This window comes from Blastomonas sp. RAC04 (genome assembly GCF_001713435.1).
GTDB classification, from domain to species: domain Bacteria; phylum Pseudomonadota; class Alphaproteobacteria; order Sphingomonadales; family Sphingomonadaceae; genus Blastomonas; species Blastomonas fulva.
Genome location: NZ_CP016460.1, coordinates 285,122 through 304,722, shown reverse-complemented (window position 1 = coordinate 304,722; position 19,601 = coordinate 285,122). Strand labels below are relative to the sequence as shown.

The following is a 19,601-nucleotide window of genomic DNA, read 5'->3' as shown; positions in this document are numbered from 1 at the left end:
CTCAGCCGCCCACCCCGGCTTCGTCCGGTTCCAGGTCGCGCGCCACCCGCAGCCCGACATCGTCGCGGCGCTTGGTTGGAGCCACGCCGAAACGGTTGGCAGAGCGCAGCGCCGCAGGAACACTTTCGAACGATCCGCCGCGCACCGCCCGGTTGCGACAGGCCGCATCAAGGCACTGCGAGGTCCATTCCCAGACATTGCCCTGCATCTGGTAGAGACCGAAGCTGTTGGGTGGATAGCCCGACACCGCCTCGGGATAGCCGCGATAGGGCGACGTCGGAGACCCCTGGTAGCGCGCGGTATGATCGTAATTGGCTTCCGAAGGGGTGATGCTGTCGCCCCAGGGAAAGGCGCTGCTGGCCCCTGCCCGGCTGGCATATTCCCATTCGGTATCGCTGGGCAGGCGATAGGCCCGACCCGACTGTCGCGACAGCCAGCCCAGAAACGCGAGCGCATCGTCATGGCTGATGCTGGTCGCCGGGATCAGCGGGTTGGGATTGTCCGCCGCCCATGTCGACAGCTTCGGGCAACCGCCATCGCGCACGCACGCGGTCCACTCGGCCACCGTCACCTCGTACACCCCCATCGCGAAATCGCGCGCGATCACCGCGGCCTGCTGGGCAGCCTCGTCCTTGCCGCGCCCGGGTTCGGACACCGGCGAACCGATCACCGCCTTGCCCGCCGGGATGATCCGCATCCAGGGGCAGTTGGCGCAGTCATAGAAGCGGTTGCCGCTGCTGGGATCGCACGAGACGAAACACGGTGGCTGGCCCTGCAGGCCATAATCGAAAGTCGGCTTCTGAAAGCTTGCCGCCTTGGCCATGGCGACCCGATCCGACACGCGCTTCATCGCATCGGCAATGTTCTGCTGCGGGCGCCGGATTTCCTCGGCGAGCACCTTGGAGAAGATGCCATTGTCGAACGCGAACTGGTCGGCGCTGGTCGAGAACGCAACGAGATAGCCCTGATCGGGCCGAATGCTGCTTTCGGCAGAGCGGATCACGCGGCGCAGGCCTTTCGATCCGGGGACGAGCGTATCGCCGCCGGTGACCGCATCGCTGGTCGACATTGGCTGGACCGGCAGCGATATCGTGTTGCGGCACATGTCGAGCACGACCAGCACCGTGCGTGCACCCGAGCCCATCAGGTTGCGGGTGACAGCCGAACGCGACAGCGATCCGCCAGCCGCCAGTCCGACCGGTGAGCCATCGACCGGCACCATCTGGACATCGCCGCCATTGCCGAGCGCGACGCCATGGCCTGAGAAGTAGAGCACGCCAAAGGCCTGGGGCCCAGCGGCGGCAAGCGCGGCGCGGAACGCGGCGATCTCCGCCTCCATCTCGGCCGCGCTCAGGTCGCGGCGGGTGCGCACCGCGCCGCCGCCGGGATCGACAAAGCCGGTGCCCGAAAGCGCCGCGGCGATCCGCTCGCCATCGCCGAAGGTCGCCTGCAGCCGGTCGAACCCGCGATAGTTGCCATTGGCGATGACCAGAGCCAGGCGCGGTTCGCGCGCCTGGCTCTGTCCGAAGGCATCTGGCGCCGACATCAGCCCCGCCACGCACGCGGCCAGGACAAGTGCCAGCAGCGGGATAAGGCGCAGCATCAGAAGCGGAAGCCGATGCCCGCGCTATAGGTGCTGAACCCGCGCGCCTGGATGGTGCTGAAATTGATGCGGATCAGGTCGCGGGTCGCGCGCACCGAATCCTCCCGCCCGCGGATGCCGAACGAGATGGTCGCTTCGTGGAAGCTGTCGTTGCGCAGATCGCTGCCGAAATATTGGGTGAAGGCATAGCTTGCGCGCATCGAGCTGCCCCGGCTGAACAGCCGCGCCTTGAGCGGCAGGTCATAGGCCACGCCATTGCGCAATGACCAGTTTTTGAGGTCGGGGTTGATGTTCGCCTGCGTCCCCGGCGTGTCCAGCGTCTGGCCATAGCCGACCATGTTGCCGACGATCAGCCGCCCCCGGCCGATCCCGTCGATGACATAGCGGCTGGTGATCGACCCCTGCAGGATGTGCCCGAGCGAGCCGGCATTTTCAGAATAGACCGCGCCATAGCCGATGCGCGGCTCGATCGACCATTTGCGCTCGATCAGCGGGATTTCCAGCCCCAGGCCGATCTGCGCGCTGTAGCTGTCGATGCCGTTGATCCGGGCATAGTTGAACGGCAGGTCGAACTTGAGCAGCGCGCGGTTGCCCTCGAAGATGCGGAAGCTGCGCTGAACGCGGGCATCCACCCGGCCGATGTCGAAACGGCCGGCAGAACCGGTGTTGTAGGTTGCGCCGATCAGCCAGGGATCGTTGGGCGTGTTCGCGCCTTCGGGCTGTGCGTCCTGCTCGACCAGCGAATCGCCATTGGTCAGATCGAGCGCGCTGCGGGTGAGCTGCGCCTGAAGGCTGCCCGGGTTGCCCGCGAGCGGATCTGCGGGCGAAAAGCGCGTGAACGAACGCGCCAGACAGCCGAGCAGCGCTTGCGAGGTCGGCGTGCCTTCATCATCCACCGCGGCATCGAACGCGTTGAACGCCTGCTGCCGGTTGATCCCGTTGAAGGTGAATGTACACGCCGCGCCATTGCGCTGGGTCACCAGCTGACCGGTGGGCGAGACGATCGATACGGTCAGCAGCGCGCTGTTCTGCAGATAGCCTGCAACGGCGGTCGCGCCGCGAATGTCGAACACGCCCGACACCGCGCCCAGCTGGGCATTCTGGAAGCCGACCACGGTGGCGATCACGCTGGGGTCGAGAAAGTCGATGATGTCGTCGATCGTGTCCTGCTCGAAGCGGGCCGACTGGTCGAAGCCGTTGAGCTGGTTGTTGACCCGGATGCCGATGCGGAACGACTTTCTGAGCTCCTGGTAATTGGCGATGTTCGGGACCGGCTGGCCCGCCTGCTGGGCAAAGGCCGAAGTACCGGCGCACAGCACCGCACAGGCAGCGAGCGCGCTGCCGAATTTCAATTTGGACACGTATTCCCCCTTGGAACAGACACCTGATGAGGGGCCGGAACACGGGCGTTGCCTTGCCCCGTCGCAGTCCGGCCACTGAGCCAGCTTGAACCGTTGGCCTCGCGGGGGCGCTGTGGCAAATTGTCGCAAACCGCGACAAATCGCCGTTTCGCGAGGCGTCCCGCTTCGTGCTGCGCGATACACCCGGCAATTGCCCTGTCGCGTGCGCCGGGGCATGGTGGCACTGCCGCAGCCGCCCGGATCACCCGCGCCAGCTTCAGGAGTGGTTCGATGCCAGATGCCGTTCCCCGCCTTTCCCGCACCTCGGTTCTCGCGATCAGCTTTGGCGCGATGGTGCTGCTGGCGGGATTGCTGCGACAGACGGGCGATGCGATCGGCGGGATGCTCGACCTGACGCTGAACGGGACACAGGCCCGCGCCTTGCTGGCGCAGCTGACACCGTGGCAGCGTGATGTGCACGCGCATGCCACGCTAATCTATGACGGGCTGTATCCGCTGGCCTATGGCGCCTTCTTTGCCGGGCTTGCGATCCGGCTGGGTGGCGCACCGGCGGGCTGGGTCGCGTTGACAATGCTCGCCGGGATGGTCGCGGACTACGCCGAGAATATCGTGCAACTTCTGGCGCTGAGCGGGCGTGCCGATCTGCTGGATGCCAAGACGGTGCTGACCCCGCTCAAGTTCGCCCTCACCGGCACGGCGATCATTGCGACGCTGGTTCTGGCGGTCAGAGCCGGAGCGCGCGCGCTGGGGCGCTGACCCGGCTCAGGCGCGCTGTTTGCCGCGAAAACGCCAGTCGCCGATCGGCTCCCATGGTCCGCCCATATAGCGGTGCAGGGCCAGCCCGGTAATTGCGATCGGACGCGGCAGGAATTCGGCGCTCAGCTGTTGCAGCAGCGCCTTGGCCGCTGCTGGCTCGACCTTGTTCTGCACCGTGATGTGGAGCCTGGGCTGGCCCTGGTCCTGCGCGGTCAGCAGGCCGTGCAGCCCTTCTGCCATCATGTGGCGGATCGCCAGCAGGCCCGGCGAATGGATGCGATAGGCAACGCCGCGGCCCAGGTTCATCATCTCGCTCAGCCGGGCATCGGGGGCGGCAAACTCTGCCGCCAGCGCCTTGGCGCGCGCCACCGCCTCGGCCTCATAGGCACCCGGCAAGTGGTGGAACAGCGTGACATGCGCATTGAGCACATTGCGCTCGGGCGGATAATGCGCGCGGCGCAGGGCATTGGCCCAGGCCTGATCGGCCGCGCCCATACTGGCAGTCATGATGATCGGTTCGCGTCGCATGACGATGCCTTAGCCTTGGCCTGCGCAACATACAAAGGGGGCGCGGTGCATCTCTGCTCCGCGCCCCCCGCTTGCGACCCGTCAGGGTATATTGCGAGCGCTCTCGCTTATGCGAGTTCGAGCTGCTTCGTCTTGATCTTGGCGAGCACGTTTTCAGGTGCGGTTTCGCCATAGGGATCGCTGTCCAGACCGTGGTCGTTGATGCCCGGCTCTTCGAACCAGTCGGTGACCACACCGTTGTCGACGACCATGGCATAGCGCCAGCTGCGCTCGCCGAAGCCGACATGGTCCTTGCGGATCAGCATGCCCATGCGGCGGGTAAAGTCGGCCGAGCCATCGGGAAGCAGCTTGACCTTTTCGACGCCCAGCGACTTGCCCCACTGGTACATCACGAACGCGTCGTTGACCGACACGCAGTAGATTTCGTCGATGCCCTGCGCGCGGAAATCGTCGTACAGCGCTTCGAAGCCGGGGACCTGCGAGGTCGAGCAGGTCGGCGTGAACGCGCCGGGGAGCGAGAAGATGACGACGCGCTTGCCGGCAAGCAGATCGCCGGTGAGCTGGTCCTGCCAGCGGAACGGATTGGGGCCTTCGATGCTCTCATCGCGCACACGCGTTTTGAGGCACACATTGGGGACCTGACGTCCAATCATAGTAGAACTCCTTTGAACGATGGGGGAAAATTGTTTTTGCACTGCAGCATGTAGCGACCCTGCCGCACTGAGTGAAATGAATTGATTGGACTGGCCTGATCGCTTTTTTCGATGAGTTGGCCGCATTCCCGGCGACAGTCCGGTTGGACCCGATGCATGGTTACGTGACATGCTTGCCAAAATGAGCAGAAAGCTTCATTTTGAATGTTTCTGGAGGTTCTGAATGCTGATGTCCCGCCCGCTTGGCTGGTTCTGGTTGCTGGCGATCGCGTTGCTTGCCTGGAATGTCATCGGTCTCATCGCGTTGCTGTACGATCCGGTGATCGGCCTGGGCGATGTGAGCAAGCTCGCGCCGGAACAGCAGGCGATATACGCCGCGCGTCCCGCGATCGCGTTCTACGGCTTCGTGCTCGCCACCGTTGCGGGCACGGCGGGCGTCATCGCGCTGCTGCTGCGGCGGCATGTCGCGTTGTGGCTGTTCATCGCTTCGGCCGTTGGTCTGGTGCTGCAGAACGCGTGGCTGTTTGGCGATCCGGCCAATCTCACGGCCGAGGTTCTGGGCTTCCAGGCGCTGATCGCAGGATCGATCGCGCTTGAAATCTGGCTGGCACTGACTGCGAAAAGGCGCCGCTGGAGCCGCTAGGGCAGCGCCAGCAGGACAAAACTACATCTCGCCGCGCGCCCTGCGCAGCGCGAACCACTTTTCGACATTGCGGTTGTGATCGGCGAGCGTGTTGGCGAAGACGTGCCCGCCGGTGCCGTCGGCGACGAAATACAACGCCTCGGTCCGCGCCGGGTTGAGCACCGCTTCGATCGAGGCACGCCCCGGATTGGTGATCGGCCCCTTGGGCAAACCCGTCATCGCATATGTGTTGTAGTCGTTGACATCGGCGATCTCGGACTGGCGAATGCGCCGCCCCAGCGGCTTGCCGCGCGTGATCGGATAGATGATGGTCGGGTCCGCCTGCAGCATCATGCCCTTGCGGATGCGGTTGGAATAGACCCCTGCGATCATCCGGCGCTCGGACGGCTTGCCGGTTTCCTTCTCGACGATCGCGGCCAGCGTGATCGCTTCCTTGGGCGTCTTGACCACCGTTTCGGGCGAGCGCTTGGGCCACAGTTCGGCGATGGTGTCCTGCATCGCCTTCTGCATCCGCAGCATCACCGCGATGCGCTTTTCACCGCGCTCGAAGCTGTAGCTCTCGGGCAGCAGCGATCCTTCCTCGGGCACCGGAACCTCGCCGGCAAGCAGCGGCTCGCGCATCAGCTTTTCCTGCACCAGGATGCTGGGCATGCCCTCGGGTACCGTGACCATCCGCAATACGACCTCGCCACCCTGCAGGATGTTGAGGATTTGCGCGTTGCTGGCGCGTGCGGGGATGACGAACTCGCCCGCCTTGATCGGATCATCGCCGCCGAACACCTTGGCCCGGTTGAGGAAGGCCCCTGCCGAACTGATCGCGCCCTTGTCCTCGAGCACCTGGGCTGCGCGGGCAAGCGAGCTGCCCGCGGGGATGACGATTGCCAATTCCTGCTGCGCCGGGCCTTCACCCGTCCAGCCCCAATAGAAATTGCCGCCGATCAGCAGCACCAGGGCCGCAGCTCCGGCCAGAACGATGCATCCCAATCGGCGCAGCATGATGGCGTTATACCGCCTTCATGATGAGGCTGGCATTGGTGCCGCCGAAACCGAAGCTGTTGTTGAGCACCGCGGTCACCTTGCGCTTCTTGGCGGTGTGAGGCACCAGATCGACGCCCTCGCAGCCCTCGCTCGGGTTGTCGAGGTTGAGCGTCGGCGGGACGATCTGATCGCGGATCGCAAGAATGCAGAAGATCGCCTCGACCGCGCCCGCGCCGCCAAGCAGATGGCCGATGGCCGATTTGGTCGAGCTCATCGAAACGTTGGAAATGGCATCGCCGAACAGCCGCTTGACCGCGCCCAGTTCGATGGTGTCGGCCATCGTCGAAGTTCCGTGAGCGTTGATGTAATCGATATCGGCGGGGGTCATGTTCGCCCGCTTCAGCGCCATTTCCATTGAACGATAGGCTCCGCTGCCTTCCGGCTGCGGCGCGGTCACGTGATACGCGTCTCCCGAGAGGCCATAGCCCACCACTTCGGCATAGATCTTCGCGCCACGCGCCTTGGCCCGTTCGTACTCTTCGAGCACGACGACGCCTGCGCCCTCGCCCATCACGAAGCCATCGCGATCCTGGTCATAGGGACGGCTGGCCTGTTCGGGGCGGTCGTTATAGGTCATGTTGAGCGCGCGCGCCTGCGCGAAGCCGGCGATGCCGATCGGGCAGATCGTCGCTTCAGCGCCGCCCGCCAGCATGACATCGGCATCGTCGAGCGCAATCATCCGCGCTGCGTCGCCAATCGAGTGTGCTCCGGTCGAGCACGCGGTGACGACGGCATGGTTGGGTCCCATCAGGCCGTACTTGATCGAAACCTGGCCCGAGATGAGGTTGATCAGCCGACCGTGGACGAAGTGGGGCGATACGCGGCCCGGACCCTTTTCGGCCAGCAGCAGCGATTCACTTTCGATTCCCGGCAGACCGCCAATGCCCGAACCGATCGAGCATCCCGCGCGGAAGCGTTCTTCCTCGCTCATGTCGGTCAGCCCGGCGTCTTCAAGCGCCTGGCCCGCAGCATCGATGCCATAGATGATGAACGGATCGACCTGGCGCTGGACCTTGTGATCGACGCGCTTGTCCGCATCAAAGCCCCAGGGATGGTCCTTGGGCTTCACTTCGCAGGCGATGCGGCACTTCTGATCGCTCGCATCGAACCGGGTGATCGGTCCCGCGCCCGACTTGGCGGCGATGAGGTTCGCCCATGTCGTCTCGACATCCGCCCCCAATGGCGTGACCAGTCCCAGACCCGTTATGACTACGCGGCGCATACGCCCTCACTCCTGCATATCTTCTGTGCGATCAGTTCCCTCAAACGATCGAGGGCACTGGCCGGAACGAAAAATGGCTTCCCCGGTCGCATCGCGACAGACAGGGAAGCCATCCTATTTCACATGGTCGCCATCTGCATCATGACGACGCTGCCCTCCTGCGACCGCTGGTGCGGTTTGCGCAGGCACTTCGGGCCCAGCCCCTGTGTCAGCTGCAGATCAGCCCTTGTGGCTGTCGATATATTCGATGGCATCGTTGACGGTGCTGATCTTCTCGGCGGCGTCGTCGGGAATTTCAACTCCGAACTCTTCCTCGAAAGCCATCACCAGTTCGACGATGTCGAGGCTGTCAGCGCCCAGATCGTCGATGAAGCTTGCGTCCTCGGTGACCTTCTCTGCTTCAACGCCGAGATGCTCGATCACGATCTTTTTAACGCGGTCCCCAGTCTCACTCATTCAGAGTTCCTTCAATAGTGTGTAAATGGATGTGCGAACGAAAATACCCGCCCGCCCTAATGCGGCTTTTGATCGCTGGCAAGAGGCGGGCGCAGCCAAACATGGTGGATGCGCCGCGCTGCTTGCCCGCGACGGCAGGTCACAGCATCGCCATGCCGCCGTTCACGTGCAGCGTCTGGCCGGTGACATAGCCGGATTCGCGGCTGGCAAGATATACCACGGCGGCGGCGACATCGTCCCCTTCGCCCAGCTTGCCCGCCGGAATGCGGCCCAGCAGCGCGGTCTTCTGCCCCTCGGGCAGCACCTCGGTCATGGCCGAGGCGATGAAGCCGGGGGCGACGCAATTGACGGTGATGTTGCGGCTGGCAAGCTCTGCCGCCAGCGCCTTGGACATGCCGACAAGGCCAGCCTTGGACGCAGCATAATTGGCCTGTCCCGGATTGCCGGTGGCACCGACTACGCTGGTGATCGAGATCATGCGGCCGAAGCGCGCCTTCATCATCGGCTTGGCAGCCGCGCGGCACAGGCGGAACGCGGCTTCCAGATTGACGCGGATCACGTCGGACCACTCGTCGTCCTTCATCCGCATCGCCAGGTTGTCGCGGGTAATCCCGGCATTGTTGACCAGAATGTCGAGCCCGCCCAGCGCCTCGACCGCGCGCGGCACGAGCGCATCGACCGCAGCCGGGTCGGACAGGTCGCACGCCAGCGTGACATGGTCGCCGCCCAGTTCGGCTGCAAAGGCATCAAGCTTGGCTGCGTTGCTCCCCGACAGCGCCAGCCGCGCACCATGCGCCGCCAGTCCGCGCGCGATCGCGGAACCGATGCCGCCGCTGGCGCCGGTGACGAGGGCGGTCATGCCTGTAAGATCGAACATTGAAGTCTCCTGACTGTTAACGCCTCTCCCCTTGCGGGAAAGGCCGCGAGACTTGGTGGCTTTGCCACCCAGTCGCAGCGCGAGAGGGGAATACGGACACCGCCCCACCCTCTCCAACACCGGCTAGGCAGCAAGCTGACAAGCCTTTGTATCCTCCCCCGTCAAAGGGGAGGAGCAAGTATCACACCGCCTCCAACAGGCTTTCGATATCGCGCATGTCGACCAGGCTGTCGCAGGCGACATCCTCGACGATGCGCTTGATCATCGGGACCAGCACCTTGCCACCCAGCTCAATGAATTGATCCACGCCAGCAGCGTGCATCGCCATCACGGATTCGCGCCAGCGCACCATGCCGGTGACCTGCTCGACCAGCAGTGCGCCGATTTCCGCAGGCTCGCTCACCGGCGCTGCGGTGACGTTGGCGAACAGCGGCACGACAGGCTCGCGGATTTCGGTTTCGGACAGTGCGCCGGCCATGCGGTCTGCCGCAGGCTGCATCAGCGCGCAGTGGAACGGGGCCGAGACCGGCAGCATCATCGCCTTGCGCGCGCCAAGCTCCTTGGCGATCGGCAGGCAGCGTTCGACCGCGCTGGCATGGCCCGAGATGACCGCCTGGCCGAACGCGTTGTCGTTGGCGACCGCGCACACCTCGCCCTGCGCCGCCTGCTCGGCGGCCTTGACCGCCTGCTCGAACTCGATGCCCAGCAGCGCCGCCATCGCGCCGACGCCGACCGGTACTGCCGCCTGCATTGCCTGACCACGGATCTTCAGCAACCGCGCCGTGGTCGCCAGATCGAACGATCCGGCTGCGCACAATGCAGTATATTCACCCAGGCTGTGCCCCGCGACATAGGCGAAGCTGACCGGGCTGCCGGTGCCTGCTTCATGCTGCAGCGCGCGCAGCGTGGCGATGGCGTTGGCCATGATCGCAGGCTGGGCGTTTTCGGTCAGCTGCAGTTCGTCCGCATCGCCCTCGCACATCAGCCGGAACAGGTTCTGCCCCAGCGCATCGTCGACCTCCTGGAAGACCTCGCGCGCCTGGGTGCTCGAGGCGGCGAGCTCCCTGCCCATGCCGACCTTCTGGCTGCCTTGTCCGGGAAAAATGAATGCGCGTGTCATGATCCTGCTGTCCCTCGCCCCGATCTGTCCGTCGCTGGCAAGACCCCCCGGTCTTGCGCGACAAGCGCCGCCCGTTATATCCGATGACGCAGCGTTGCAAGGTGCTTGCGGCCTGTTAATCGATCACTTAACACCTCGCCATGGACGATACACTTTTTGCAGCGTCGCTGGAAACGCTTTGCCGCGAGCGGCTGGGCGGCGACGGTCCGCTGAGCGGTTTGCAGCGGCTTTCCGGCGGTGCGAGCATGCAGAGCTGGCGCTTTGGCTGGGGCGACGAGCCGCTGATCCTGCGGCGGATGCCCGAAGGGTTGAGCGGCGACGATGCGGCGATCGAATCCGCCAGCCTCTCGCTCGACGGCCAGGCCGACGTGATCGAGCGAGCGGGCGAGCATGGGGTGATGGTGCCGGCGGTGCGCGCGCGGCTGCGACCGGAGGACGGGCTTGGCGAAGGCTTCATCATGGCCTGCGCCGCTGGCGAAGCCTTGCCGCAGGTGCTGCTGCGCGACCCTGCCTATGGCGACGCGCTGGCAGGCCTGCCACGCCAATGGGCCGAGCAGCTCGCGGCAATCCATGCCATATCTCCAGGCCGCCTTCCCGCCGAACTGCCCTGTCGCAGCCTTGCCGAGATGGTCGCCGAGCTCGAGCAGCGCTGGCATTCGCTCGGCGGTGTCTCGCCGATCTATGCGCTGGCCTTCGGCTGGCTCGAGCGTGCCCTGCCCGCCCCTGTCGAGCTTTCGCTGTGCCATGGCGATTTCCGCATGGGCAACCTGCTGCTGACACCCGATGGCCTGTCCGCCGTGCTCGACTGGGAACTCGCGCATCTGGGAGACCCGGTGCAGGACCTTGCCTTTGGCTGCATCCCCAGCTGGCGCTTCGGCCGCTATGATCAGATGCTGGGCGGCTTTGCCCAGCCCGGCGCCATGCTCCAGCATTACGAGGCGCTGACCGACCATGCGGTCGATCCGGCGCGCTTCCGCTTCTGGCTGGTCTATTCGTGCCTGTGGTGGGGGGTATGCTGCCTGGTGATGGCCGATATCTGGCGGCGCAGCGAGCGGGAGGGGCCCGAGCGGCTGGTGATCGGGCGGCGCGCGTCCGAGGTCGAGATCGACCTGCTGCTGATGCTGTCCGACGACCTGCCGTCGCCACAAGCCCCGATGCCATGGCCCGAGGCGGGGCACGCAACCGAAAACGGCGTGCCAAGCGGCGCGGCGCTGATCGGTGCGGTGAGCGACTGGCTCGATGCGCAGATCGCGGACCAGGCCAGCGGCCATGCAAGGTTCGAGGCGAAGGTCGCGATCAACGCGCTGGGCATGGCCGCGCGCGACGCCGCCATGGGCCCGGGCTTTGCCGCCCAGCAGCAGCACAGGCTTGCCGACATCGGCATGGATGCCGGCACCTTGCGCAAGCGGTTGCGCTGCGAGCCTGGCAGCGTGACCCGGATGCAGCACGATCATCTGCGCCGGCTGGCGGTCGAAAACTGCCTGATCGACCAGCCGCGCTATGCCGGGCTGGCGGTCGCCCGGCAGCTTTGGACCTCGCCCCCCTGACCCGTCCGGTTACGCCAGGTTACAAAATCGTCTCGACATCAAGTTTCCACTTAAGGCCTGCGACGCGCGGTCGTTAATGCTGGTGAAGAGTTGATTAAGGACGATTGGGCTCAACCGATGGCGGAACACCAGGTACAGCGAGGCAATTTCAGGGACCGGATGAAGCTGGCGGCTTCCATCCTGGCGGGCCAGTCCAGGGCAGAGGACGATGCCCCGCGGGAAGAAACCGTCTTTGAAAACATCAGCAAGCTCCAGTACCTCAAGGTGTTCTCGTTCCTTGAGCAGGTTCAGCTGGACCCGGTGCCCGATCATTACCGCCTGGCGTGGGAATATCTCAACGGCGGCAACATGATGCTGCGCGAGGCTGTGAACCGCAAGCTCGATGCCAACGGGCGGCTGTCGCCCGAGATCGTTGCGGAAATCCTGGACGAATGCGAAGGCCAGATGAAGGTCAAGGACCTGAACGCGCTTGTCGCCGAGAGCGAGACGCTGCTTGCAGGCGGCTTCAAGACGCTGAGCAAGAGCGGCAAGGAAAGCATGGCCTATGCCGAGGTGCTGCAGTCGCGGCTCGACTGGATGCGCGATCTGGACCCGGCCGACCAGGCCGACATGCCGATCGAGGCGCAGTTCAAGGCGCTGCTCAAGATCACCTCGCAGATGCTGCAATCGACCAAGAAGGCGAGCGAAAGCCTCGACCAGAGCACCAAGAAGCTCAGCCAGATGCGCAACCGGCTCGACGAGGCCAACGACAAGGCGCAGCGCGACCAGCTGACGGGCCTCCCCAACCGCTGGGCGTTCGAACAGCAGTTCTCCGCCGCAACGATCCGTGCCAAGGAGCGCTTCGAGCCTCTCTCGGTCGCGTTCATCGACATCGATCATTTCAAACAGGTCAACGATACCCACGGCCATGAAGCGGGCGACCGCGTGCTGCAGCTGGTGGCCAAGACGCTCGACGGGTTCGGCCGGGGCAACTGCCATCTGGCCCGGCATGGCGGCGAAGAGTTCGTCATCGTGCTGGAAAACACCAGCACCCAGGAAGCCAAGCAGCAGATCGACGCTGTTCGCGAGGAGCTGGCCGAACGTTCGCTGGTCAACAAGGACAACGGCCAGAATATCGGCCGGGTAACCTTCTCGGCAGGCATTGCGCCGTTCAATCCGGGCGAACCCAACCGCCAGGTTCTGCGCAATGCCGATGCGGCCCTGTATGAAGCCAAGCACAGCGGCCGCAACAAGGTGCTGATCTTCAACCCCTCGCATTGATCGGGAATCCATTCCAGATGCCTCTTTTTCTCGTCTCCGCGCTTGCTTTCTTCAAGGTTCTGGGTATTAGCCCGCGCTTGCCTTCGGACGACTGATCGTCTGCGGGCATTCGAAGAAAGCCGGAGGGGTGCGTTGCATGGTGCGCGCATCAGCGATCGGCAGATGAGTAAAGGAAGCCAATACATGCCGCTTTACGAGCATGTCTTTCTGGCGCGCCAGGACCTGTCACAGGCCCAGGTAGACGCGCTGGCCCAGACCGCCACCGAGATTGTCGAACAGAACGCAGGCAAGGTCACCAAGACCGAGACCTGGGGTCTGCGCAACCTCGCCTACAAGATTCAGAAGAACCGCAAGGCGCACTTCGTGATGCTCAACATCGACGCCCCCGCCGGCGTCGTCGCCGAGCTGGAACGCCAGACGTCGATCAACGAAGATGTCATCCGCTATCTGACCGTGCGCGTCGACGAGCTGGAAGAAGGCCCGTCGGTCATGATGCGCAAGCAGGACCGCGAACGTCGCCCCCGCCGCGACCGCGACGCTTGAGCCAGGAAGGATAAAGACACATGGCACGCCCATTTTTCCGCCGCCGCAAGTCCTGCCCGTTCTCGGGCAAGAATGCTCCCGCCATCGATTACAAAGATGTGCGCCTGCTGCAGGGCTTCATGTCCGAGCGGGGCAAGATCGTTCCCAGCCGCATCACTGCCGTTTCCGGCAAGAAGCAGCGTGAACTTTCCAAGGCCATCAAGCGCGCACGCCACGTCGGCCTGCTGCCGTACATCGTGAAGTAAGGAGCAAGAGACATGCAGATCATTTTGCTCGAACGGATCGAGAAGCTTGGCTCGATCGGTGACGTCGTCACCGTGAAGGACGGCTATGCCCGCAACTTCCTGTTGCCCAACAAGAAGGCCCTGCGCGCCAACGAAGCCAACCGCAAGGTCTTCGAAGCCAACCGTGAGCGCATCGAATCCGACAACGTCGCCAAGCGTGACGAAGCTGCCAAGCGTGCCGAAACGGTCGATGGCATGCAGGTCATCCTCATCCGCGCATCGTCGAACAGCGGCCAGCTTTACGGCTCGGTCTCGGTTCGCGATATCTCGGATGCGCTGAACGAAGCTGGTGCCACCGCCGTCACCAAGGCGATGATCATCCTGGAACGCCCGATCAAGACGCTGGGCGTGTTCCCGGTCAAGATCGCGCTGCACCCGGAAGTTTCGGTCAGCGTCACCGTCAACGTTGCGCGCAGCGATGACGAAGCCGAGCTGCAGAAGGCCGGCGTCGACGTGATGCGTCAGATGTTCGAAGAAGACCAGCAGCCTGCCGGCTTCGTCGAAAAGTTTGACCCCAATGCCGAACCGGGCCTCATCCCGCAGGATGAGACCGAAGAAGCCGAAGGCGACGATACCGACGCCTGATCGGGTTCGATACCGACACACAAAAAGCCGGGTTCCTCACAAAGGAGCCCGGCTTTTTTGTTGCCCGTGTCATTCCCGCCCGCGGCCGCGCGGATCGGTCGTGTTACCGCGCAGGCGGCGCGACGACTTCCTGGTTGAACCTTTGCGCCAGCACCACGAAGTTGGTGACCTCGCGCCGCAGCGTTCCTCGCTTCACGCCGAAATCGCTGATCAGATACCGAGCCACGAACGGCTCGCCCGCCACCGAAACGCCCGCCTTGCTGAACTCGTAGAGCCGGTTGAAGTCGCCTGCCGCCTGGGTAAGGTTGGCAAGGTTGCGCTCCGCCGGTTTGGGCCAGAACGCGAGAAGGTAAAGCCCCTGGCACTGATCGGGCTGCCCCGGCGGGCAGGCGGTGAAGAACATGTTGATCTTCAGCTGACCGAAGCTCGCCTCGACGAACGGGCGCCCCTCGGGCGTCTGGCGGTCGGCAATGGTGATGGCGGTGCCGAAGGACGACAGGATCTGGCGCACGCTCGCCGGGGTGAAGGCGTTGACTTCGGTCATGTCGTCCGGGTTGCCGGACGGCGGTTGCTGCGCCAGCGCAGGCATCTGCGCGGCGGCCAGCACAAGGCAGCCCACCAGACCCGTTTTCAACATCTGCAATGTCACTCGCCTGTGCATCGTCATCTCCTGCCCCCCCCTTTGGTGTGTGGGGTACATCATAAGCGGTGCCTGTCGCAGGTTGCAACCTCTCGAAAAACCGCAGCGGGGCGGTCATTTTCCGGTAATGACAGTGTCGCGCAAAGTCGTTAAGCGTCGAACATGAACAGTGTAGACCAGATCATCACCGCCCTTGCCGACCATTATGAGCAGTCGGTTGCCAATCTCCAGACCGCCATCCGGGCCTTTGTCGAGCATGGAACGCTCCCCGATGCGGAGCAGCGCCGCAATGGCGGTTTCAGCTATCCGCTGCTGCGGATCGAGTATGATGGACGCGAGCGCGGCTCCTCCACCGGCCTGGCGTTCGGGCGGCTGAACGCGCAGGGGCTCTACACCACCACCGTCACCCGGCCACGCCTGTTCGCCGACTATCTGACCGAGCAGTTGAACCTGCTGCGCGAGAACTACGACGTGGCCATGTCGGTCGAGGCAAGCACCCAGGAAATCCCCTTCCCCTATGTGCTCGACGGGATCGCCGGGATGGACCTGGGGGGAATCACCCCGCTCGAACTCGCCCGCCATTTCCCGACCACCGAGCTTGCCGATATCGGGGACGAGATCGCCGACGGCTTTCTGCCGTTCGGCCAGGGCATGGACCGCCCGCTGTCGCTGTTCGATGGCCTGCGCACCGATTTCTCGCTGGCGCGGCTCCGGCACTACACCGGCACCCCGCCCGAGCATGTCCAGCGCTTCATCCTGTTCACCAACTATCACCGCTATGTCGATGAATTCGTCGGCTGGGCCTGCAGCCAGATCGGCAAGGGCCATTACACCGCATTGTCGGGCGCGGGCGGGCTGTACACCGATCAGCCGGGGTCCGACCCCAGCCAGCTGGTGGCCGACAGCGCATGGCGGCGCCACCAGATGCCCGCCTATCACCTGATCGCGCCCGATTTCGGCGGCATCACCCTGGTCAACATCGGCGTCGGCCCGTCCAACGCCAAGACGATCACCGATCACCTTGCCGTGCTGCGCCCCGAAGTGTGGCTGATGATCGGCCATTGCGGCGGCCTGCGCCCCACCCAGCGGATCGGCGACTATGTGCTCGCCCATGCCTATCTGCGCGACGACCACATCATGGACGATGTGCTGCCGCCGGAAATCCCGATCCCTCCCATCGCGGAAATCCAGCAGGCGCTGGCCGGCGCGGCGGAGGAAATCTCCGGCACCAGCGGCGCCGATCTCAAGCGACGGATGCGCACCGGAACGGTGGTCACCACCGACGACCGCAACTGGGAGCTTCGCTATTCGGCCAGCGCGCTGCGGTTCTCGCAATCGCGCGCGGTGGCAATCGACATGGAAAGCGCGACCATCGCCGCACAGGGCTATCGCTTCCGCGTGCCCTACGGCACTTTGCTGTGCGTGTCGGACAAGCCGCTGCACGGCGAACTGAAGCTGCCCGGCCAGGCGAATCGCTTCTACGAGGAGGCGATCGCCGCGCACATGCAGATCGGAATCCGCACCTGCGAAATGCTGCGCGGGGAGAGCAACTCGCTGCACAGCCGCAAGCTGCGCGCCTTCAACGAGCCGCCGTTCCGGTAACTTTATCATAAAGTCTGCATATATTTGCAGATATGCATTGACGCAGGGCTGAAGATGCGCCAGCCTGCGACTCATGCCAAAGCGCATCCCTATCGCCCGTGAGCTTGCCGAGTTCTTCAAGCTCATCGCGCATCCCGACCGGATACGTCTGATCGAGGAACTGCGCACGGGCGAGTGTGACGTGAACACGCTCGCACAGAGGCTCAACCTGCCCCCGACCCGTCTTTCCCAGCATCTCAGCCTGTTACGGGCTGCCCGGATGGTTGCGGAACGGCGCAACGGCAGACAGCACCTCTACAGCCTTGCCCAGCCGCAGATCGCGGGCTGGATCACCGAAGGTCTGGCCTTTGTCGAGGCCCGCGCCCCGGCGGCCCTGGCCGGAGAGCTGCAGGAAGTGCGAGAACTCTGGTCCTGACCCTTTAGACATCTATCAAGAAGGAGCCTCCCCATGCCCCATTTCGCCGCCGGCGTCGTCCGCTTCCAGACCGAGGTATTCCCCGAGAAGCAGGAGCTGTTCGAAAGCCTCGCCAAGGGCCAGTCGCCCGAAGCCCTGTTCATCACCTGCTCGGACTCGCGCATCGAAACCGCGATGATCACGCAGACCGATCCGGGCGAGCTGTTCATCTGCCGCAATGCGGGCAACATCGTTCCCCCGCACACCAACCACACCGGCGGCATGACCGCTTCGATCGAGTTCGCGGTTGCTGCACTCAAGGTGCCGCACATCGTGATTTGCGGACACACGGAATGCGGTGCCATGAAGGGCGCGATGAACCCCGAGGGCCTCGACGGCCTGCCCCATGTTCGCGAATGGCTGGGCTATACCCGCGCTGCGGTCGAAGTAGTGAATCATCTGGGTAGCAACCTCGATGATGCGGGCAAGATGCAGATGCTGCTGGAACAAAATGTCATCCTGCAGCTTAATCACCTCAGGACCCACCCCGCTGTCGCCGCGCGACTCGCCGCGGGTGAGCTTCAGCTCCACGGTTGGGTCTATGATATCCGCACGGGCGATGTGACCGCCTATGATGACACCACCGGCAAGTTCGTGGCCGTGCACGAGCATTACGCCAGTGAAATGGCCGCGATTGCCGTGGCCAAGCATGAATGTGCAGCCTGAACCTGAGTCCCTGACCTTCCGATCCCCAGGAGCATGATCATGACCGCGACTACCGCCCCGATGGGTGAATTCGAGACGATGAAGAAAAGCTGGCCACAGGACCTGCTGGCCTCTGTCGTCGTGTTCCTGGTGGCGTTGCCCCTGTGCCTTGGCGTTGCCATTGCATCGGGCGCACCGCCGGCGCTGGGGCTGATCACGGGCATCATCGGCGGGATCGTCGTGGGCTCGCTCGCCGGTTCTCCGCTGCAGGTCAGCGGCCCGGCGGCGGGTCTTGCCGTGTTGTGCTACCAGCTGGTGGAAGAGCATGGCCTGATCATGATGGGTGTCGTCGGCCTGATCGCCGGCGCGCTGCAGCTGATGGCAGGGGTCGCGCGGCTCGGCCAGTGGTTTAGGGCGATATCGCCGTCCGTCATTCACGGGATGCTCGCCGGGATCGGCGTGCTGATCCTGGGTTCGCAGTTTCATGTGATGATCGATGACAGCCCGCGTGGAAGCGGCCTCGAGAACCTGATCTCGATCCCCGAGGCGATCTACAAGGCCGTGTTCCCGATGGCGATGGACAGCCATCACCTCGCGGCCATGGTTGGCGTCGCCACAATTGCCGCGATCCTGCTGTGGAACCAGTTCAAGCCCAAGTCGCTCGCCGTCGTCCCCGCCCCGCTGATCGCCGTCATCGTTGGCACTCTGGTCGCGCTGTTTGCCGGGTTCGACATCAACCGCGTTACCGTGCCGGACAACATCGTAGCATCGCTCAACATCCCCACGGCCGAAGCCTTTCAGCGCGGCCTTTCGATGGACATCCTGCTACTGGGTGTGGTCTTCGCGTTCGTCGCCAGCGCCGAGACGCTGCTGTGCGCCACCGCGGTCGACCAGATGCACACCGGCCCACGCACCAAGTACGACAAGGAACTGCGCGCGCAGGGCATCGGCAACATGCTATGCGGTGCGGTCGGCGCGCTGCCGATGACAGGCGTGATCGTGCGTTCGTCCGCGAATGTCCAGGCCGGTGGCAAATCGCGCCTCTCGGCGATCATGCACGGCGTCTGGATTCTCGGCACGGTTGCCGCCCTGCCCTGGCTGCTGGCCTATATCCCTACCGCAGCCTTGGCCGCGATCCTGGTGTATACCGGCTACAAGCTGGTCAACATCGCACAGATCAAGAAGATCGCCTCTTATGGCCGGATCGAACTGGTGATCTACTTCGCGACGCTGGGCGGCATCGTGGTGTTCGATCTGCTCACCGGCGTGATCATCGGCTTCGTGCTGGCCACCGCCAAGGTGGTGTACACCTTCACGCATGTGCGGGTTGATCTGGAGGACGACGAGATGGCCAACCGCACCGATGTGTTCCTGCACGGATCGGCAACCTTTTTCTCGATCCCCCGGCTTGCGAGCGTGCTGGAAACCGTCAAGTCGGGCCGCGAAGTGCACGTGCATGTCGAACATCTCGACCATATCGACCACGCCTGCCTCGACATGCTGGGCGCATGGGAGAAGCAGCATAACGCCACCGGCGGCACCATGATCATGGAATGGAAGGATCTGCGCGATCGCTATGCATCGCCCTACCAGAAGATGCAGGATCAGTTCGACGGCAATCCGGACCAGCCGGGAGAGGGGCCAAAAAAAGCCCCGCCGGTGCTTGAGCCGGCTGCCTGATCCAACCCTCTCTAACTGCTACAGAAACAAGGCCGTCGGGGCAACCCGGCGGCCTTTTTGCATTCCTCTGTCGAAAACCATGCAGTTTGTGTCGGGATCAAGGG

The 19,601-nt window shown here is 64.1% G+C and carries 21 protein-coding genes; 11 read left to right on the top strand and 10 right to left on the bottom strand.

The window, feature by feature from the left end; all coding sequences use genetic code 11:
* Nucleotide 1 precedes the first annotated feature (1 nt).
* On the bottom strand, nucleotides 2-1,603 hold the full coding sequence (locus tag BSY18_RS02430; RefSeq protein ID WP_069049534.1) for an SUMF1/EgtB/PvdO family nonheme iron enzyme: 1,602 nt from the start codon (nucleotides 1,601-1,603) through the stop codon (nucleotides 2-4).
* Nucleotides 1,603-2,964: a hypothetical protein gene (locus tag BSY18_RS02425; RefSeq protein WP_069049533.1), complete on the bottom strand. Its 1,362-nt coding sequence runs from the start codon at nucleotides 2,962-2,964 to the stop codon at nucleotides 1,603-1,605. The genes BSY18_RS02430 and BSY18_RS02425 overlap by 1 nt, the downstream gene beginning before the upstream one ends.
* A gap of 270 nt (nucleotides 2,965-3,234) precedes the next feature.
* Between BSY18_RS02425 and BSY18_RS02420 the strand changes: the two genes are divergently transcribed.
* Entirely contained in the window at nucleotides 3,235-3,720 is a 486-nt protein-coding gene (locus tag BSY18_RS02420; RefSeq protein WP_069049532.1) for a hypothetical protein, read from the top strand.
* A gap of 6 nt (nucleotides 3,721-3,726) precedes the next feature.
* On the opposite strand, the gene BSY18_RS02415 is transcribed toward BSY18_RS02420, so the two are convergent.
* Nucleotides 3,727-4,248, bottom strand: coding sequence for a 2'-5' RNA ligase family protein (locus BSY18_RS02415; RefSeq protein WP_069049531.1), 522 nt, complete (start codon nucleotides 4,246-4,248; stop codon nucleotides 3,727-3,729).
* Between the two features lie 107 nt (nucleotides 4,249-4,355).
* Nucleotides 4,356-4,901 carry a peroxiredoxin gene (locus tag BSY18_RS02410; RefSeq protein ID WP_054134452.1) on the bottom strand — a complete coding sequence of 182 codons (546 nt, stop codon included), beginning with the start codon at nucleotides 4,899-4,901 and terminating at the stop codon, nucleotides 4,356-4,358.
* 223 nt (nucleotides 4,902-5,124) lie between these two features.
* On the opposite strand from BSY18_RS02410, the gene BSY18_RS02405 reads away from it, so the two are divergent.
* Nucleotides 5,125-5,544, top strand: coding sequence for a hypothetical protein (locus BSY18_RS02405; RefSeq protein ID WP_083231269.1), 420 nt, complete (start codon nucleotides 5,125-5,127; stop codon nucleotides 5,542-5,544).
* Between the two features lie 21 nt (nucleotides 5,545-5,565).
* On the opposite strand, the gene mltG is transcribed toward BSY18_RS02405, so the two are convergent.
* From mltG to fabD, 5 genes are all read right to left on the bottom strand, one after another.
* On the bottom strand, nucleotides 5,566-6,540 hold the full coding sequence (gene mltG / locus BSY18_RS02400; protein ID WP_150126188.1) for an endolytic transglycosylase MltG: 975 nt from the start codon (nucleotides 6,538-6,540) through the stop codon (nucleotides 5,566-5,568).
* A gap of 7 nt (nucleotides 6,541-6,547) precedes the next feature.
* Nucleotides 6,548-7,804, bottom strand: a complete 1,257-nt coding sequence (gene fabF / locus BSY18_RS02395) for a beta-ketoacyl-ACP synthase II (RefSeq protein WP_054134454.1) — start codon at nucleotides 7,802-7,804, stop codon at nucleotides 6,548-6,550.
* Nucleotides 7,805-8,023: 219 nt separating this feature from the next.
* Nucleotides 8,024-8,260 (bottom strand): acyl carrier protein, encoded by a 237-nt coding sequence (locus BSY18_RS02390; protein ID WP_023836488.1) that lies wholly within the window; start codon nucleotides 8,258-8,260, stop codon nucleotides 8,024-8,026.
* Nucleotides 8,261-8,399: 139 nt separating this feature from the next.
* Entirely contained in the window at nucleotides 8,400-9,137 is a 738-nt protein-coding gene (fabG, locus tag BSY18_RS02385) for a 3-oxoacyl-[acyl-carrier-protein] reductase (RefSeq protein WP_054134455.1), read from the bottom strand.
* A gap of 181 nt (nucleotides 9,138-9,318) precedes the next feature.
* Entirely contained in the window at nucleotides 9,319-10,257 is a 939-nt protein-coding gene (gene fabD / locus BSY18_RS02380; protein ID WP_069049530.1) for an ACP S-malonyltransferase, read from the bottom strand.
* A gap of 140 nt (nucleotides 10,258-10,397) precedes the next feature.
* Here fabD and BSY18_RS02375 point away from each other — a divergent pair, with 140 nt between their 5' ends.
* From BSY18_RS02375 to rplI, 5 genes are all read left to right on the top strand, one after another.
* Complete coding sequence (locus BSY18_RS02375) at nucleotides 10,398-11,804, top strand: phosphotransferase family protein (RefSeq protein ID WP_069049529.1); 1,407 nt, start codon at nucleotides 10,398-10,400, stop codon at nucleotides 11,802-11,804.
* 159 nt (nucleotides 11,805-11,963) lie between these two features.
* Complete coding sequence (locus BSY18_RS02370) at nucleotides 11,964-13,064, top strand: GGDEF domain-containing protein (protein ID WP_069049528.1); 1,101 nt, start codon at nucleotides 11,964-11,966, stop codon at nucleotides 13,062-13,064.
* 183 nt (nucleotides 13,065-13,247) lie between these two features.
* Complete coding sequence (gene rpsF / locus BSY18_RS02365; RefSeq protein ID WP_054134459.1) at nucleotides 13,248-13,607, top strand: 30S ribosomal protein S6; 360 nt, start codon at nucleotides 13,248-13,250, stop codon at nucleotides 13,605-13,607.
* A gap of 20 nt (nucleotides 13,608-13,627) precedes the next feature.
* Nucleotides 13,628-13,852 carry a 30S ribosomal protein S18 gene (gene rpsR / locus BSY18_RS02360; RefSeq protein WP_017670246.1) on the top strand — a complete coding sequence of 75 codons (225 nt, stop codon included), beginning with the start codon at nucleotides 13,628-13,630 and terminating at the stop codon, nucleotides 13,850-13,852.
* Between the two features lie 12 nt (nucleotides 13,853-13,864).
* Nucleotides 13,865-14,476 (top strand): 50S ribosomal protein L9, encoded by a 612-nt coding sequence (gene rplI, locus BSY18_RS02355; RefSeq protein ID WP_054134460.1) that lies wholly within the window; start codon nucleotides 13,865-13,867, stop codon nucleotides 14,474-14,476.
* A 103-nt stretch (nucleotides 14,477-14,579) separates the two neighbouring features.
* On the opposite strand, the gene BSY18_RS02350 is transcribed toward rplI, so the two are convergent.
* Entirely contained in the window at nucleotides 14,580-15,113 is a 534-nt protein-coding gene (locus tag BSY18_RS02350) for a YbjN domain-containing protein (RefSeq protein WP_054134461.1), read from the bottom strand.
* 165 nt (nucleotides 15,114-15,278) lie between these two features.
* On the opposite strand from BSY18_RS02350, the gene BSY18_RS02345 reads away from it, so the two are divergent.
* The 4 genes from BSY18_RS02345 (at nucleotide 15,279) to BSY18_RS02330 (ending at nucleotide 19,497) form a co-directional block, all read left to right on the top strand.
* Nucleotides 15,279-16,718 carry an AMP nucleosidase gene (locus BSY18_RS02345; protein WP_069049527.1) on the top strand — a complete coding sequence of 480 codons (1,440 nt, stop codon included), beginning with the start codon at nucleotides 15,279-15,281 and terminating at the stop codon, nucleotides 16,716-16,718.
* Between the two features lie 73 nt (nucleotides 16,719-16,791).
* Nucleotides 16,792-17,133: an ArsR/SmtB family transcription factor gene (locus BSY18_RS02340; RefSeq protein ID WP_054134463.1), complete on the top strand. Its 342-nt coding sequence runs from the start codon at nucleotides 16,792-16,794 to the stop codon at nucleotides 17,131-17,133.
* 33 nt (nucleotides 17,134-17,166) lie between these two features.
* Nucleotides 17,167-17,838 carry a carbonic anhydrase gene (locus tag BSY18_RS02335; protein ID WP_054134464.1) on the top strand — a complete coding sequence of 224 codons (672 nt, stop codon included), beginning with the start codon at nucleotides 17,167-17,169 and terminating at the stop codon, nucleotides 17,836-17,838.
* A 33-nt stretch (nucleotides 17,839-17,871) separates the two neighbouring features.
* Entirely contained in the window at nucleotides 17,872-19,497 is a 1,626-nt protein-coding gene (locus tag BSY18_RS02330; RefSeq protein ID WP_054134465.1) for a SulP family inorganic anion transporter, read from the top strand.
* Nucleotides 19,498-19,601 lie beyond the last annotated feature (104 nt).